This is a genomic window from Winogradskya humida, from assembly GCF_016862215.1.
Taxonomy (GTDB): Bacteria; Actinomycetota; Actinomycetes; order Mycobacteriales; family Micromonosporaceae; genus Actinoplanes; species Actinoplanes humidus.
Map to the genome: position 1 here is coordinate 64,350 of NZ_BOMN01000115.1, position 14,421 is coordinate 78,770.

A 14,421-nucleotide genomic window follows, 5' to 3' on the forward strand; every position below is an offset into this window, starting at 1 on the left:
GCACTTCGGTGGGTACGCAAGTCATCGTGCTGAACGGCGGATCGAGTTCCGGGAAATCCGGCATCGTCCACTGTCTCAAGGCGATCCTGCCGCAGCCGTGGATCAACATGGGGGTGGATGATCTGGTTGACCGGCTTCCGCCCGCGCTCCTCGACTCCGGTTCGGGCATCTCCTTCGGCCAGGACGGTGAGGTCGTCCTCGGCGAGGCCTGGCGCGTGCTCGAGACCGCCTGGACGACGGGCGTCGCCGCGATGGCCCGGGCCGGCGCGCGGGTGATCATCGACGACGTCTTTCTCAGCGGCCAGACCTCCCAGGAGCGGCTGCGTGGTCACCTTGAAGGCCTGGAGGTGCTGTGGGTGGGCGTGCACTGTGCACCGGAGGTGGCCGAGGCCCGCGAGCTGGCCCGGGGTGACCGGGTGCCCGGAATGGCGGCCCTGCAGGCCGGGTCCGTACACAAAGGGGTGGTGTATGACGTCGAGGTCGACACCACCCACGCCGAGTCAGTCGATTGTGCCCGCATCATCGCCCGGCAGGTGAGCTGAGGCGATCGCGGCGGCGAAGCCGTCGAGGTTGTCGAGCATCAGGGCGTGACCTGAATCCGGGACGACGCGGACGTCGGCCCCGGCGGCGCGCAGCGGGTCGAGGTCCTCGGCGGAGAGTTCGCCGCTGATGTAGATGCGGGGGCCGGGGAAGGCGTAGAACTGCTCGCGGAACGTCTCGGGCCGGTCGGCGATCAGCGAGACGGAGGTGCGGTGGAGTCCGCGGGCGGACCACCGGGGCAGCGTGCGGCTGAACTGGATGGAATCGGTGTCGGTGGCCGTGCGGAGCTCGGCGATCATGCGTTCGTGCTCGGTCGCGGCGAAGGTGTCCTCGTCGAACGCGGCGACCTCGGCGGAGAACGAGCCGATGCCGGGGTCGAGGTTGGGTTCGGCCACGATGAGCTCGCCGACCAGGTCGGGGCGTTGGGCCGCGGCGCTGATGACCACGGACCCACCCAGTGAGTGGCCGACCAGCGTGACGTCCTTCAGGCCGAGCTCGTCCAGCACGGCGATCACCGTGCCGGCGTGCTCGTCGATGGTGTGCCCGAACGTGTCGTCGTGGTCGCTCCAGCCGCTGCCGATCAGGTCGATCAGGATGTGCCGCCCGGTGCCCGCGAGCAGCGGGTGCCCGGCGACCTGGCCGAAGCCGACGCCGGTGGACGAGCCGAGGCCACCGACGTAGACGCGCACCGGGTCGCCGGCGCCGAGGTCGAGGACGGCGACCGATGCGCCGGCGGGTGTCGCGGTCAGGTAGATCATGATTTCTACTATTGCAGGCCGGTGCGGACCGACGTGATGCGCTGGGTGTTGAAGCCGAGCCAGTGCATGCGGCCCGCGTACCGTGCGTGTTCGATCTTGATGCAGCGGTCCATGACCACCGTGAGCCCGCCCTGCTCGGCGATCCTCGCGCCGTCGGCGTTGACCACACCGAACTGGGTCCAGAGCGAAGTGGCTCCGATCGCGACCGCCTCCTCGGCGATCGGGGGCAGCGCGCCCGGTGCCCGGAAGACGTTGACCACGTCGACCCGCTCCGGCACGTCGCGAAGGCTCGGAAAGCTGGTCTCGCCGAGGATCTCGGGCTCGCGTGGGTTCACGGGGATCACCCGGTAGCCGTGGCGTTTCAGGTAGAAGCCGACGAAGTAGCTCGCCCGCAACGGGTTGTTGGACAGCCCGACGATCGCGACGGTCTTCGCCGTGTGCAGGATGCGCTGGATGTCCGACGGGTTCTGGTAGTGCGCGACGTCGGTCATCCGGTCACTCCCTTGAACGCCTGCTCCAGGTCCCAGATGAGATCCTGGACGGACTCGATGCCGACCGACAGCCGTACGGTGCCGGGCCCGACCCCCGCGGCCCGCAGCTCCTCGTCGCTGAGCTGGCGGTGGGTGGTGCTCGCCGGATGGATGATCAGGCTCTTCGCGTCGCCGACGTTCGCGAGGTGCGACCAGAGTGTGACGCCGCGGATGAGGTCCTGCCCGCCGTCTCGGCCGCCTGCGCACTCGAAGGAGAACACCGCACCCGCTCCACCCGGCAGGTATTTCTCGACCAGCGGCCGGTAGGGGCTGGACGGCAGGCCGGGATAACTCACCCGGGACGCCAGCGGGTGCGACTCGAGGAACGCCGCGACCCGCAGGGCGTTCGCGACGTGGCGGTCCATCCGCAGCGACAGCGTCTCCAGGCCCTGCAGGAACAGGAACGCGTTCAGCGGGGCCAGGGTGCCGCCGAGGTCGCGCAGGGTCTCGGCCCGCAACTTCATCAGATAGCCGTACGCCCCGAAAGTCTCGTGGAACTGCAGGCCGTGGTACGCGGGGGAGGGGTCGGCGATCACCGGGAAGCGACCGTTGGACCAGTTGAACGTGCCGGCCTCGACCACGACTCCGCCGATGCTGGTGCCGTGCCCGCCGATGAACTTCGTCGCCGAGTGGACGACGATGTCGGCGCCCCACTCGATCGGCCGGCACAGGTACGGCGTGGCGAACGTGTTGTCCACGATCAGCGGCACGTCGTGCTCGTGCGCGATGCCCGCCACGGTCTCGATGTCCAGCACGTTCCCGGCAGGGTTGCCGATCGTCTCCGCGAAGAAGGCTTTTGTCCCCGGCCGCACCGCCGCGCGCCAGGCGTCCGGGTCGTCGGGATCGACCCAGGTCAGGTCCACGCTCATCTTGCGCAGCAGGTGTTTGAACTGGTTGACCGTGCCGCCGTAGAGCGCGGACGAGGCGACCATGTGATCACCGGGCTCGAGCAGCGTGAACAGCGCGGCGGCCTGCGCGGCGATGCCGCTGGCGAACGCCACCGCGCCGGAGCCGCCCTCGAGGTTCGCGACCCGCTCCTCGAAGACGGCCACCGTCGGGTTCATGATGCGCGAGTACGTGTTGCCGTACTCCTGGAGGTTGAAGTAGGCCGCAGCCGACTCCGGGTCCTCGAACACGTAGCTGGTGGTCTGGAAGATCGGCACCGCCCGGGCGCCGGTGTTCGGCTCGGGGCGCTGGCCGGCGTGCAGCTGCCGGGTCTCGAACCCGAAATCGTGCGATTCCTCGGTGCGTGGTGTGCTCATGCTCGGCTCTCGTCAAGGAACGTCCGGACCAGCGGGGTCTGCCGGCCCTCCTCCAGCAGGAAACAGTCGTGTCCGTACGGCGCGTCGATCACGTGGTAGTCGACCGGTTTACCGAGGTCACGCAGTGCCGTCTCGATCTCCTCCGAGGCGGATGGCGGGTACAGCCAGTCGGAGCTGAAGGCGATCAGCAGCGTCCGTGCGCGGACGCCCGCCAGCGCCCGGGTCAGGGAGCCGCCGCCGTGCTCGCGGGCCAGGTCGAAGTAGGTCAGCGCCCGGGACAGCCGCAGATAGGTGTTGGCGTCGAAGCGCCGCACGAACGATGCCGCCTGGTGGTCGAGGTAGCTCTCGATCTCGAATTCCGGCTCGTCGAGCGTGTACCGGAGGTCGCCGGCGGACTGGAGCCGCCGCCCGAACCGGTCGGTGAGCGCCGGCGCCGACAGGTAGGTGATGTGGCCGACCATCCGGGCCACGCCCATGCCGGCGTCCGGTGCGCTGCCCGTGCCGTAGTAGTCGCCACCCTGCCAGGCGGGGTCCCGCATGATCGCTTCCCGGGCGATGGCGTTCCACGCGATGCCCTGCGGGTGCAGGGCGTGGGTGGAGGCGATCACCACGATCGTGTCCACCTGATCGGGGTACAGCACGGCCCACTGCAGTGCCTGCATCCCGCCCAGCGAGCCACCGGCCACGGCGGCGAGCCGCTCGATGCCGAGCTCGTCGAGGAAGGCCCGCTCGCACCGCACCATGTCGGCCACGGTGACGACCGGGAAGTCCGATCCGTAGGGCCTGCCGGTGCCGGGGTCGGCCGAGGACGGGCCGGTCGTGCCCCGGCAGCCCCCGAGCAGGTTGGTGGAGACGACGAAGAAGCGGTCGGTGTCGAACGCCTTGCCGGGCCCGATCATGCCGTCCCACCAGCCGAGGGTCCTGCCGCCGGCGCCGTCGCGGCGCTCCGCGGCGAACCCGTCGCGGGTGCCGGTGTCCGGAGTGCTCGCCGAGTGGCCGGCCGCGTGGGCGTCGCCGCTGAGCGCGTGGCAGACCAGGATGACGTTGTCGCGGGTGGGGGACAGCGTCCCGTAGGTCTCGTAGGCCACCCGGACCGAGCGCAGCTCGCGTCCGCAGTCGAGTCGCAGCGGCGCCGGGAGATCGAGGAACCGGGTCTCGACACCGCCGATCGAACCGGCCGGAACGGTCGAAGACGACGCCATGCGGGTGATGATAGCTATGCGGCGTCTGCGCAGGCCAGTATATTTGCCTTGATCACCCATGGGGATAGTAGGAACTTGATCACCACGCGGCATCAAAGGGAGAAAACGGATATGACGACGGTGGACAACGGAGTCAACGTGCAGGCCCTGCTCGACGCGCGGGAGGTGCTGAAGGGCGCGCCCGAGGCGGCCCGGTTCACCTGGCGGGCGTCGTCGAAGTGGGCGGAGGGTGTCCGCAGCACCGTGACCGTCGAGAAGTTCTTCGGTCTCGGCCAGGAGCAGTCCCACAAGAGCGAGTCGGTGTTCTCCGCCGATCACCCGGAAGTGTTCGCCGCGCCGGACAACGGCATCACCCCCATCGAGTTCCTGCTCGTCGGCCTGGCCGGCTGCCTGACCGCAGGGGTGGCGTCCGTCGCGCAGAACCGGGGCATCCAGCTGCGCTCGGTCGAGTCCACGGTCGAGGGCAACCACGACATCCGGGGCATCCTCGGCGCCGACAGCGACGTCCGCAACGGCTTCAACGACATCAAGGTGACGTTCACCATCGACGCCGACGCCTCCAAGGAGGAGATCGAGGCCCTGGTCGCGCAGTCGCAGAAGCGCTCGGCGGTCTACGACGCGCTCACCAATCCGACGAACGTCACCGTCGAGGTCGCCTGAGGCGGGCCGAGCCATCGAACGCGTCACCACGGTGGTCGTCGGTGCGGGCCACGCCGGCCTGGCCGCGAGCCGCTTCCTCAGCGACCGGTCGATCGACCACGTCGTCCTCGAACGGGGCGAGGTGGCCAACTCGTGGCGGCGCGAGCGGTGGGACTCCCTGCGGCTGCTCACGCCCAACTGGCTGAGCAGCCTGCCGGGCCATCACTACGCCGGCCCGGACCCCGACGGATACATGACGATGGGCGAGGTCGTCGAGTTCATCGAGGACTTCGCCGTCGCCGCACGCGCTCCGGTGCGGACGCGCACCGACGTCACGTCGGTGCGCCTCGCCGGCGACGGATACCAGGTCACGACGAACCAGGGCGAGCTGCGGTGCCGGTCGGTGGTGCTCGCGGGAGGTGCCTGCAACGTGGCGACGGTCCCCGCGTTCGCCGCCGCCGTGCCGGCCTCCGTCGCCCAGCTGACGCCCCTCGACTACCGCGGGCCCGCCCAGCTCCCGGCCGGTGGGGTGCTCGTCGTCGGCGCGTCGGCCACCGGGGTCCAGCTCGCCGCCGAGCTGCAACGATCCGGCCGGCAGGTCACCCTCGCGGTCGGGGAGCACGTCCGGCTGCCCCGCGTCTACCGCAAACGCGACGTGCTCTGGTGGATGCACGGGTCAGGCGTGTGGGACCAGCGCTACGACGAGGTCGACGACCTCACCCGGGCCCGCCGGCTGCCGTCGCCGCAGCTGGCCGGCACCCCGGAGCGTGCCACCCTCGACCTCAACGCGCTGACCGCCCAGGGCGTCGAACTGGTCGGCCGGTGGGCGGCGGTGCGGGACGGCGACGCGCTGTTCTCCGGCGGCCTGCGCAACGTGTGCTCCCTCGCCGACCTCAAGATGAGACGCTTGCTCGCGACGTTCGACGAGTGGGCGCGCACGACCGGCCGCGAGGGCGAGGCAGGCCCGCCCGAGGAGTTCGCGCCGACCGCGGTGCCGGCGGCGACCCGGCTGCGGCTCGACCTGACCGGCGGCGAGATCGGCTCGATCATCTGGGCGACCGGGTTCCGCCCCGAATACGGCTGGCTGGACGTCCCGGTGCTCGACGACAAGGGCCGGCTGCGGCACGAGGGCGGAATTCTCGATCCACCCGGACTGTACGCACTCGGCCTGCCCCTGCTGCGACGGCGCCGATCGTCGTTCCTCAACGGCATCGAGGACGACGCCCGCGCCGTGACCGATCACCTGGCGCGGTGGCTACCCGTGCGCTGACCTCGTTCACCCGGGGTTTCCTTTACCCGGCGGGGACCATGGCCGCGAGCAGGGCCTCGACCGGGGTGGTGGCGAAACCGACGCGGGCATCGCTCGCGCCGTAGGGCATCCAGAGCAGTCCGTCGTGGATCAGCGAACCGCAGGAGTACACGACGTTGGGTACGTATCCCTCACGTTCGCTCTCGTCGGGGGCGAGGAGGGCGTCGGGCAGCTCGGCGATGACCCGCTCCGGCCGCTCCAGGTCCAGCAGCAGCGCGCTGATCACGTACCGGCGCATCGGCCCGACACCGTGGGTGATGACCAGCCAGCCCGCGTCGGTCTCCAACGGCGAGCCGCAGTTGCCGGTCTGGATCAGCTCCCAGCTGCGGGCCGGCCCGTGCAACGGGGTCGGCGGCTGCCAGCGGGCCCGGTCGTCGAGCTCGGTCAGGCCGGTGGTCTCGCCGTCGGTGCGGCACAGGGCGAGCCGGCGGCCACCGACGGTCCGCGGGAACAACGCGATGCCCTTGTTGCGCACACCCGGCCCGCGCATCGGGTCTATCTCGAAATGCCGCAGATCGGGGCTGCTGAGCGTTCGAGCGGCGATGGAATGGCCGTCGTAGGCTGTGTACGTCGCCCGGTAGCTCGCCACACCGTTGTCATCGACGAAGCGTACGAAACGGGCGTCCTCCATGCCGTTGCTCTCCATCGGCGTGGCCGGCCACAACACCCGCTGATGCAGCGCGGAATCCTCCGGGAATTCAGCCGCATAGCTCGCCGCATTGGTACGCCGTAACTGCTCGAGTGTCCGCTGCGAATTCTCCCGCGTGTGCAGGTCCGCCGGCAGACTGCCCAGCACCTGCTCGAAAGTGGCCTCGTCGAACTGCGCGGGCAGGGCCTCCAGCAGCGTGCCGGACACCTCGTTGTCCCAGCCGTCATCCGCCATTCCCGCGGCGAGCAGATCCCGGCGGTACCACGCGGGTGCGCGCAGACCGGTGATCAGGGGCCCGGACCGCTCGGCGACCTCGAGCCGGGTGCCCGGTCCCAGGACGGCGGTGGCGAAGCCGATGGACGACAGGTGTCCCTCGCCGATCTGACGCAGGCTGATCGCCGCGCGCAATTGGCCTGCGGCGAGCCCGGACTGGTCGGGATGGGCGACGACGGACGGATTGCACAGCGCGGCCGCCTCCACGGCGTACTCATGGGTGAAATAGGCGCCGACGAGCAACCGCTGGGCGCGCGACAGGTGCTCGGCGCGTTCCGCGCGGTGGCGTACGAGGTCGAAATGGTGTAGAAAGGTGCCCCGCAGATCCTGGTGCCGGTGCTCGAACCGTTCGATCGTCTCCTCGAGCAATTGGTCGACAGCATCGGCGGGCAGGTCGGCGATCCGGTCGATGAGCGCGTGTGCCCGGCTCCGCACCACCGCGGCGTCCTCACCCGGCACGAACAGCTTGACAATGACGCGTTGCGGATCGGGGCTCAGCCCCACGTGTTGCCGGTTCACCGTTTCCGTCCTGAATGTCATGAATGCCTTTCGATTACGGGTGTCGATATTTGAATGCCGGGCGTAACGTCCACGACCATGACAGCGTTGATAGGTAAACGTCTCCGCGTTGCCCTAGTGGCCGGCGCCACCGTGCTCGTTACGGTCGCCGGGTCCGTCTCTCCGGCGTACGCGGCAGGCAGCGCTCCCTCACCCGGAGCGCCCGGTCTCGGGGACCGGCTCTATCCGTTGCTCGGCAACGGGGGTTACGACGTTCAGAACTATGACCTGAGCCTGACATACAAGGCGAAGGATCCGAAACAGACCGTGACGGGTGACGTCACCCTCACCGCGGTCGCGACCCAGGGGCTCTCCCGGTTCGACCTGGACTTCGGCGGCGAATCGGTGCGGGCGGTGTCGGTCAACGGACACCGGGCCGCATTCTCCCGCTCCGGCGACGAACTGGTCGTCACGCCCCGCCGCGCGCTGCGCAAGGGCAGCACGTTCCGGGTCACCGTCAGCGGGTTCGCCGCGACCCCGATCCCGGCGAACGCCGACTCGCCGGTCGGCTTCGTGAGCACGGCGGACGGCACCGTCCTCGCCGGTCAACCGGACACCTCCCACCTGCTGTTCCCCGGCAACGACCACCCCCGCGACAAGGCGACGTACACCATCACCCTCACCGTCCCGAAGGGCTGGACGGCGGTCGCCAACGGACGGCACCTGCGCGACCGGGCCCGCGGCGGTTACGTCTCGTCCAGCTTCCGCGAGTCGCAGCCGATGGCCAGCGAACTGGTCCAGGTCGTCGCCGGTGACTTCGCCGTCCACACCCAGCCCGCGGTCAACGGCACCCCGATCCGCGACGTCGTACCCACCCGGCTCGCGGCCTCCCTGCTCCCCAAGATCGAGGCGGAGCGGTCCCAGCTGACCTGGATGGAGTCGAAGGTCGGCCGGTACCCGCTGGAGAACTACGGCTCGCTGGTCATCGACGCCAACCTCGGCTTCGCGCTCGAGACCCAGACCCTTTCGCTGTACGACACGGGCCTGTTCGGGCTGCCCGCGTACATCCTGAATCCGATCATGACCCACGAGCTCGCCCACCAGTGGTTCGGAGACAGCGTCGCCCCCTCCGCCTGGAGCGACGTCTGGCAGAACGAGGGCCACGCCACCTGGTACGAACTCACCTACGCCGACGAGACCGGCACCCTCGAGCAGTACACCGGTGCGGCCGACCTGGACTCGTACTTCAAGGATGTCTACACCGCCGGCGACCGCTACCGCGCCCGCTACGGCCCGGTTGCCCACCCGCTGAAGGCCGACTCCATCTGGGACGTCTTCAACCCCAACGTGTACGACGGCGGCGCCCTCGCCCTCTACGCCCTGCGGCAGAAGGTCGGCAACGCCACGTTCCAGCGAATCGAACGCGCCTGGGTGAGCAAGTACCGCGGCCGATCCGCCTCGACCGCCGACTTCGCCGCCCTCGCGTCCAAGGTGTCCGGCCAGAACCTGCGCGGCTTCCTCAACGACTGGCTGTACGGCACCACCACCCCGGCCATGCCCGGTCACCCCGACTGGACCGTAACACCGGCCACCGCCGCCTCCCCAGCTGCGGCGGCCAAGGCGCAGGCCGCCGAGGACGCGGTCACCGCCCGCCTGCGCAGACTCATCCCCGCAGGCCACTGACCGATCCTCCGGGTCCGCCGGTCCGCCGGTCCGCGCAGTCGTCGGGCCGGCGGGCCGGCGCCGCAGCGACCCGGCCGATGGCGTGGACCGTGTTGTGGGCGCGGTTGAGCTGCTACTGGACATCGGTCCATGATCGGCTCGTCGGATTTCTGAACGCGACGGTGATGGTGGCCCTGTTCGCCTTCGTAGCCCAGCTCGCCGAGGACGCGCAGCTGGTCGCCGGTCCACGCGGTGAGCAGCGGCGGGATGCCATGATGGCGCCGGGCGGTGGCGTCGTGTCCCCGGCCAGGACGCACGGGCGAGATCCCGAGCGGCCAGCCATCCGGTGCGGTGACGACCTGCACGTTCCCGCCGTGGTTGTCGTGCTCTCCCGACCACTGAAGATCGACTCCAGGTGCCGGGCCCGACGTGCGGCACCGGTCAATGTCGATCAGGGTGCCGTCGATGGTGCCGTGGGAGTAGCCGCAGTCGTAGCGCCGGCAGAGTTGAGGCCGGGAGCCCGACCACCGATCAGGGTGAGGCCTTCGTACAGGTAGGCATAGCCGGTAGAGCGGCTGGCCTGATTGTCGACGGCCCGCTCAGTGATCCGGGTGCCATCGACCAGCCGGGGCAGGACCAGGACGGCCTACCGGTAGCAGCCCAGCGACCAGGCTCCGACCCTGGTCCCGAGTCGCCGGCAGCAGAGTCAAAGCCATGGCTCGTAGCGCGGCTGCCGGCGCGTCTTTTCGCGGCAGAGGACCACGCCATTGATCCCTCCTATAGGTGTGTCCGTTGTGTAGGAGTCTACCGGTAGCCGTCGGTGAGGATTGCGGCTCGTTTGGTGCGAGAAGGTCCCAACCGGCGGCGAGTTCCGTTTCCGTGGCCATGGCAAGGAACTGGTGCAGGAATGGCTCCAGGAAGGTTCCAGGAAAGGATCGGAGGTGAACGGGTGTCGCGTCATAGCCAGGGCGGTCCGGTGCTGGCTAGCAGGCAGCCGCGTACTTCATTCGCCAGCGGTCGGTGAACCGAGCCCAGCCGAAAAGTTCACCGGCGGCACGCCTGCGGTCACGTTCGTATTCAGCATCAGCCTGCGCCCGCCTGGCGTTCGCCTCCTGGAACAACGCACGTGCGGCCTCGATCCACACGAGCTTGCCATCCGGCGTCCGGGCCTCAGGAGAGTCACGCCGTAGCCGGGCGGTATGGCCGAGAGCTTTCCCGAAAGCCCGCCGGACCCGGTGCCCACGCCGGAACCCTTCTGTCGCCGCGGAGTAGTTCCGATGTCGCGTCGGGTCACGCATCCACGCCAATTCGACGGACGTAAAAATCTCCAGCTGAGCAAATCTCATTCCCTCATTCTTCGCAGACGGTTTCATGATCGGAAGGGCTGAGCGTGCCATTGCAGGGTTGATAGGGATCACACCGATTTTAATGGCGGATGGTGAGTATCCGGATGGCCGTTATGCTGGTGAGAGCGGCGATCCTGGGCACCCAGAGGTGTGAGACTTCCGAGTAGCGACTCGAGTGCTCAGGGTCTGGGGCACACCGTCCTTTGTGGACGCAGCGGAACCGTGTGTGGTGTAGCGGTAGAGAGCAGAACCCCGGTAGGAAACAAACTGTCCACAGAACACTTCACAACAGGGGATCGGGGCTTGCCCCCCGGATCTTGGACACGGGGTTTATGCGACCGCTGCGAGCGTAGCTCGCGTCGTGGTGGTGCGTTCGTAGGTGATCAGTGATCAGTGATCAGTGATCAGTGATCGTTGTCCGGGCCGGGAGTGGCGGCGGATGGTGTCGTAGCGGTGTAGCCAGCGCAAACTGGTGAGCCGGGCTTCGCGTTCGTCGGTGAACGCGCGCCGGCCTTGCAGGGCTTCTCGTTGTGGTCGGAATGAAAGATCGCCCCGTCGAGGCTGCCACACGTCCGCCGGGCGGCGGTGAGAGCGTCGATGATCAGATCGGTGGGCATGTTGCCGGCGATCGCCCAGCCGGCCAGACGCCGCGAGTGCAGGTCGATAACCGTTGCCAGGTTGAAGGAATCCGCGTTCACCGACCGGTAGGTAGGTGATGTCACCGACGTAACGCTGGTTGACCGCGTCGGCGGTGAAGTCACGGCCGATCAGATCCGGTGCCTTGCTCGCGGCCGGGTCCGGAATGGTGGTCGTGACCCCGGCGGCGTAAGCGCAGTCCTTGCACGCCGAAGCGGCGCATGACCCGGGCGACTCGCTTGTGGTTCACCGGCTGGCCGGCGTCGTGGAGCTCGGCGGTGACCCGTGGTGCGCCGTAGGTGTCGTCCGACAGTGCTCCTACGACCGGAGCACTGACCGGATGCCCCGCCGCGTTCAACTCCCGAGCAAGATCCCGCAGCGACGCCGTGGTCCAGCGCAGCGCAGAGACCGGACAACCGGCCTCCCGCGGCTCGATCAGCGCCTGCAGCGCCGGCCGCAGGCCAGGATCACGCTCGGTCGCTGGCTTGCGTCCGCCACCGGCGCGGCGCACCCGTCCCAGCACCGGCGCGCCACCAGCAAGTTCAGCACGTCCCCGCGCGATCGTCGGCGCCGACACCTCTGCCAGCCGGGCCACCGCGGCGATCCCGCCGTGTCCGAGCGCACCTGCCTCGCCCGCCAGGAACAACCGGCGCTGCCGCTCGTTCAGGTGCGGCAACAAGGCGGCGATCTTTGCATCGAGAACCGCTATGACCGCCTCCGAGATCGTCACCCACGCCAAATGCCACAGTGGATACTGGCGCATCGAAGAATCTGGCAGTTAATTCCTTACGCGTCCTCACCAGCGCGTCTCCCCGGCGAAATACCGGGCCGCCTTCCGCAGGATGTCGCGTTCTTTCAGCTTACGGACCCGCCGGCGCAATGCGGTGTTCTCGTCCTCGACCGAGCCCGCCGCCGCGGGTGGCCGTGTCATACCGGGTGTGGTCCCGCGCCGCTGGTAATCGGCACGAACCCAGCTACGTAACGTCTCCCGGTTCACGCTCAGGTCATCCGCGATCGCCGCACCGGGCCGGGACCGGTACAGCGCGCCCGCGTCGGCCTTGAACTGCTGCGGGTAATGCTTGTTCGCCATGGTGTTCCCGGACTCCTGATCTACCAGGACCTCACGATCCCAGTTTCAAGTGTCCAAGATCAGGGGGCAACGCCCCAACCTGGTCGGCCCGCCACGGCGGGAGCCAAAGTTGTCGTACCCCGGTTCTATGGTCTGGGGATGCTGCTTCCGGAGGCGTTGGAATTCCCGGCGGCGACGAAGACGCTGCCCAGCTGGGTCGTGCTTCCCGCCCTGCCGGCGATCCTGCTGCGTGACGGCGACGGCGGCGGCCACGGCGGCGATGATGATGGCGGCGGGCGGGGGTTGCCTGAGATCGCCGTGCGGCGGCTGCTGGGGTTGTTGACGCTGTCCACGTTCGTCGATCAGCATCCCGCTCTTCCGCCGGCGCGTGCCGCGTGTGATCCGGCGAGCCTGGCGGCTTTCTCCTGGGCGCTCTATGAGCAGTGGCGGGCGGCGGGCTCACCGCCCGATGACAAGCATGCCATGCTCGCGCTGACCCTGCTCGGCGACGAGTCGGCGGTGTCGGCGGTGGCGGCGTTGTTCCCCGAGTGGTCCTACGGCACTGCTGCGCGGGTGAGCACCGAGGTTGAGATGCTCGGCGCGATCGGCACCGACGTGGCCCTGAGCCGCCTGCAGCACTTCGCGCGGACGGCGGAGCACAAGGGCCTTCGCAGGCAGGCCAGGGAGAAGCTGCACGAGATCGCCCGGCGTCGCGAGCTGAGCGACGCTGAGCTGGCCGACCGGCTCGTTCCCGATCTGGGCCTCGATGCCCGGGGGCGCCGGGTCTTCGACTACGGCCCGCGGCAGTTCGTGGTCACCCTCGACCAGTTCCTGCGGCCCGTCGTCAGCGACACCACCGGGAGGCGGCTGCCCGGCCTGCCCCGGCCCAGGGTCGCGGAGGCCGCGGCGGCTGCGGTGGCCAGGGAGGAATTCGCCGCGTTCAAGAAGGAAGCGCGGGTCTTCGCCGTCGAGCGGCTGCGGGCGCTGGAGGACGCGATGCTCGGTGGTCGCATCTGGACGCTGACCGACCTGCGGGCGCTTGTCCTCGATCACCCGGTGGTGCGTAGTGCGGGCCGGGCACTGGTCTGGCAGGTGATGGGCGGCCCGTCGTTCCGGGTGGCCGAGGACCACTCGTATGCCGACATCCGCGACGAGACGGTGACCCTGTCGCCCGACGCCCGGGTCCGGCTGTTTCATCAGGCGTTCGCCGAGAAGAAGAGCGCGATCTGGGCGGGCATCTTCACCGACTACGAGATCATCCAGCCGTTCCCGCAGCTCTCCCGCACGTTCGACTGCCTCGACCTGGCATCGGCACCCAGCTACCTCGACGCATCCTAGGGGGTCAGGCCCGCCGCGGTGGCGGCGATCATCCGGGTGAGGGTGGGGCGGAAGGGTGGGAAGACCTGGGCGATCTCCGGTTCGCGTTCGTACAGCTCGCGCAGGGCCTGCGGGGGGCGGGTCAGCGGGAACAGTTTCGCGACGAACGCGCTGGACGCCATGACCAGGGCGGCGCCGTCCTTGTTCGCCATGGGCGGGCAGGCCGCGGCGATGCTCAGGCCGACCCGCATGTACGTGTCGATGGCCCACAGCTTGTAGTCCCGCAGCACCTCCGCGGTCACGTTGTGCTCGAACATCGTCTCCGCGTGCGTGGTGAGGTCGCAGTACAGGGGCCGGTCGACGTACGCGTCCGCGAGCGCGGCCGCCGTCGCGCCGGCCCCGCTCGCGTCCCGCAGCGCGGCGGTCGCGGCGGCTGCCCAGTCCGAGCCCGCCTGCATCGTGAGGCGCAGGTAGATCTCCTCGCGGGTGCCGAAGTAGCGCAGCACGTTCGACTTCGCCAGCCCGACCGCCGTGGCGATGTCGCCCAGGCTGACCCAGGCGACGCCCGAGCGCAGCGCGAGCTCCCGGGCGGCGTCGAGGATCGCCTCGCGCCGCTGGTCCTTCTGGTCCGGGCGCCGGGCCCGCTGGAATGGCGCCTGCATGGCAAGAATCTAACCGACCTGTAAGAGAACAGCGTTTCCTTGTTAAGGATACGCTGTTCTGTTAACGTC

General features: G+C 69.2%; 14 protein-coding genes and 2 pseudogenes. 5 read left to right on the forward strand and 11 right to left on the reverse strand.

The genetic code is table 11. The annotated features are described in order from the left end of the window. Window positions 1–8: 8 nt before the first annotated feature. Window positions 9–542 carry a chloramphenicol phosphotransferase CPT gene (gene cpt, locus Ahu01nite_RS40195; protein ID WP_203842006.1) on the forward strand — a complete coding sequence of 178 codons (534 nt, stop codon included), beginning with the start codon at window positions 9–11 and terminating at the stop codon, window positions 540–542. Here cpt and Ahu01nite_RS40200 read toward each other — a convergent pair. Genes Ahu01nite_RS40200 through metX form a run of 4 tightly spaced genes read right to left on the reverse strand, consistent with a single transcriptional unit; the run spans window position 501 to window position 4,292 of the window. Continuing rightward, window positions 501–1,298 carry an alpha/beta fold hydrolase gene (locus Ahu01nite_RS40200; RefSeq protein WP_203842007.1) on the reverse strand — a complete coding sequence of 266 codons (798 nt, stop codon included), beginning with the start codon at window positions 1,296–1,298 and terminating at the stop codon, window positions 501–503. The genes cpt and Ahu01nite_RS40200 overlap by 42 nt on opposite strands. A gap of 8 nt (window positions 1,299–1,306) precedes the next feature. Further along, window positions 1,307–1,789, reverse strand: a complete 483-nt coding sequence (locus Ahu01nite_RS40205) for a CoA-binding protein (protein ID WP_203842008.1) — start codon at window positions 1,787–1,789, stop codon at window positions 1,307–1,309. Further along, window positions 1,786–3,090, reverse strand: a complete 1,305-nt coding sequence (locus Ahu01nite_RS40210) for an O-acetylhomoserine aminocarboxypropyltransferase/cysteine synthase family protein (RefSeq protein WP_203842009.1) — start codon at window positions 3,088–3,090, stop codon at window positions 1,786–1,788. The genes Ahu01nite_RS40205 and Ahu01nite_RS40210 overlap by 4 nt, the downstream gene beginning before the upstream one ends. Beyond that, window positions 3,087–4,292 carry a homoserine O-acetyltransferase MetX gene (gene metX, locus Ahu01nite_RS40215; protein ID WP_203842010.1) on the reverse strand — a complete coding sequence of 402 codons (1,206 nt, stop codon included), beginning with the start codon at window positions 4,290–4,292 and terminating at the stop codon, window positions 3,087–3,089. Before metX ends, Ahu01nite_RS40210 begins: the two co-directional genes overlap by 4 nt. 111 nt (window positions 4,293–4,403) lie before the next feature. Here metX and Ahu01nite_RS40220 point away from each other — a divergent pair, with 111 nt between their 5' ends. Next, entirely contained in the window at window positions 4,404–4,952 is a 549-nt protein-coding gene (locus Ahu01nite_RS40220; RefSeq protein WP_203842011.1) for an OsmC family protein, read from the forward strand. 31 nt (window positions 4,953–4,983) lie between these two features. Continuing rightward, window positions 4,984–6,201 carry an NAD(P)-binding domain-containing protein gene (locus Ahu01nite_RS40225; RefSeq protein ID WP_203842012.1) on the forward strand — a complete coding sequence of 406 codons (1,218 nt, stop codon included), beginning with the start codon at window positions 4,984–4,986 and terminating at the stop codon, window positions 6,199–6,201. Window positions 6,202–6,223: 22 nt separating this feature from the next. On the opposite strand, the gene Ahu01nite_RS40230 is transcribed toward Ahu01nite_RS40225, so the two are convergent. Next, on the reverse strand, window positions 6,224–7,702 hold the full coding sequence (locus tag Ahu01nite_RS40230; protein ID WP_203842013.1) for a glycoside hydrolase family 130 protein: 1,479 nt from the start codon (window positions 7,700–7,702) through the stop codon (window positions 6,224–6,226). A 57-nt stretch (window positions 7,703–7,759) separates the two neighbouring features. Here Ahu01nite_RS40230 and Ahu01nite_RS40235 point away from each other — a divergent pair, with 57 nt between their 5' ends. Then, window positions 7,760–9,343: a M1 family metallopeptidase gene (locus Ahu01nite_RS40235; RefSeq protein WP_239159516.1), complete on the forward strand. Its 1,584-nt coding sequence runs from the start codon at window positions 7,760–7,762 to the stop codon at window positions 9,341–9,343. A 185-nt stretch (window positions 9,344–9,528) separates the two neighbouring features. On the opposite strand, the pseudogene Ahu01nite_RS51915 reads toward Ahu01nite_RS40235, so the two are convergent. From Ahu01nite_RS51915 to Ahu01nite_RS40250, 5 genes and pseudogenes are all read right to left on the reverse strand, one after another. Further along, window positions 9,529–9,789, reverse strand: a pseudogene (locus tag Ahu01nite_RS51915) (transposase family protein); the annotation flags it as partial. Between the two features lie 1,283 nt (window positions 9,790–11,072). Beyond that, on the reverse strand, window positions 11,073–11,390 hold the full coding sequence (locus Ahu01nite_RS52085; RefSeq protein ID WP_203842015.1) for a hypothetical protein: 318 nt from the start codon (window positions 11,388–11,390) through the stop codon (window positions 11,073–11,075). Between the two features lie 35 nt (window positions 11,391–11,425). Then, window positions 11,426–11,617: an IS3 family transposase gene (locus Ahu01nite_RS52090; RefSeq protein ID WP_438874858.1), complete on the reverse strand. Its 192-nt coding sequence runs from the start codon at window positions 11,615–11,617 to the stop codon at window positions 11,426–11,428. Beyond that, window positions 11,615–12,067: pseudogene (locus Ahu01nite_RS50905) on the reverse strand (ISAzo13-like element transposase-related protein); the annotation flags it as partial. The pseudogene Ahu01nite_RS50905 and the gene Ahu01nite_RS52090, both read right to left, overlap by 3 nt. Before the next feature lie 33 nt (window positions 12,068–12,100). After that, window positions 12,101–12,394 (reverse strand): transposase, encoded by a 294-nt coding sequence (locus tag Ahu01nite_RS40250; RefSeq protein WP_203842017.1) that lies wholly within the window; start codon window positions 12,392–12,394, stop codon window positions 12,101–12,103. 138 nt (window positions 12,395–12,532) lie between these two features. Here Ahu01nite_RS40250 and Ahu01nite_RS40255 point away from each other — a divergent pair, with 138 nt between their 5' ends. Further along, entirely contained in the window at window positions 12,533–13,711 is a 1,179-nt protein-coding gene (locus Ahu01nite_RS40255; RefSeq protein WP_203842018.1) for a DUF4132 domain-containing protein, read from the forward strand. Here the strand turns inward: Ahu01nite_RS40255 and Ahu01nite_RS40260 are convergent. Then, window positions 13,708–14,352, reverse strand: coding sequence for a TetR/AcrR family transcriptional regulator (locus tag Ahu01nite_RS40260; RefSeq protein WP_203842019.1), 645 nt, complete (start codon window positions 14,350–14,352; stop codon window positions 13,708–13,710). The two genes, Ahu01nite_RS40255 and Ahu01nite_RS40260, sit on opposite strands and share 4 nt — an antisense overlap. Window positions 14,353–14,421: the final 69 nt, after the last annotated feature.

What these genes read in the sequence shown, in the direction of transcription:
- Ahu01nite_RS40250 (WP_203842017.1), bottom strand. Translation starts at nt 12,394, where the DNA reads ATGGCGAACAAGCATTACCCGCAGCAGTTCAAGGCCGACGCGGGCGCG.
- Ahu01nite_RS40200 (WP_203842007.1), bottom strand. Translation starts at nt 1,298, where the DNA reads ATGATCTACCTGACCGCGACACCCGCCGGCGCATCGGTCGCCGTCCTC.
- Ahu01nite_RS40220 (WP_203842011.1), top strand. Translation starts at nt 4,404, where the DNA reads ATGACGACGGTGGACAACGGAGTCAACGTGCAGGCCCTGCTCGACGCG.
- Ahu01nite_RS40235 (WP_239159516.1), top strand. Translation starts at nt 7,760, where the DNA reads ATGACAGCGTTGATAGGTAAACGTCTCCGCGTTGCCCTAGTGGCCGGC.
- Ahu01nite_RS40260 (WP_203842019.1), bottom strand. Translation starts at nt 14,352, where the DNA reads ATGCAGGCGCCATTCCAGCGGGCCCGGCGCCCGGACCAGAAGGACCAG.
- Ahu01nite_RS40210 (WP_203842009.1), bottom strand. Translation starts at nt 3,090, where the DNA reads ATGAGCACACCACGCACCGAGGAATCGCACGATTTCGGGTTCGAGACC.
- metX (WP_203842010.1), bottom strand. Translation starts at nt 4,292, where the DNA reads ATGGCGTCGTCTTCGACCGTTCCGGCCGGTTCGATCGGCGGTGTCGAG.
- Ahu01nite_RS40230 (WP_203842013.1), bottom strand. Translation starts at nt 7,702, where the DNA reads ATGACATTCAGGACGGAAACGGTGAACCGGCAACACGTGGGGCTGAGC.
- Ahu01nite_RS40205 (WP_203842008.1), bottom strand. Translation starts at nt 1,789, where the DNA reads ATGACCGACGTCGCGCACTACCAGAACCCGTCGGACATCCAGCGCATC.
- Ahu01nite_RS40255 (WP_203842018.1), top strand. Translation starts at nt 12,533, where the DNA reads ATGCTGCTTCCGGAGGCGTTGGAATTCCCGGCGGCGACGAAGACGCTG.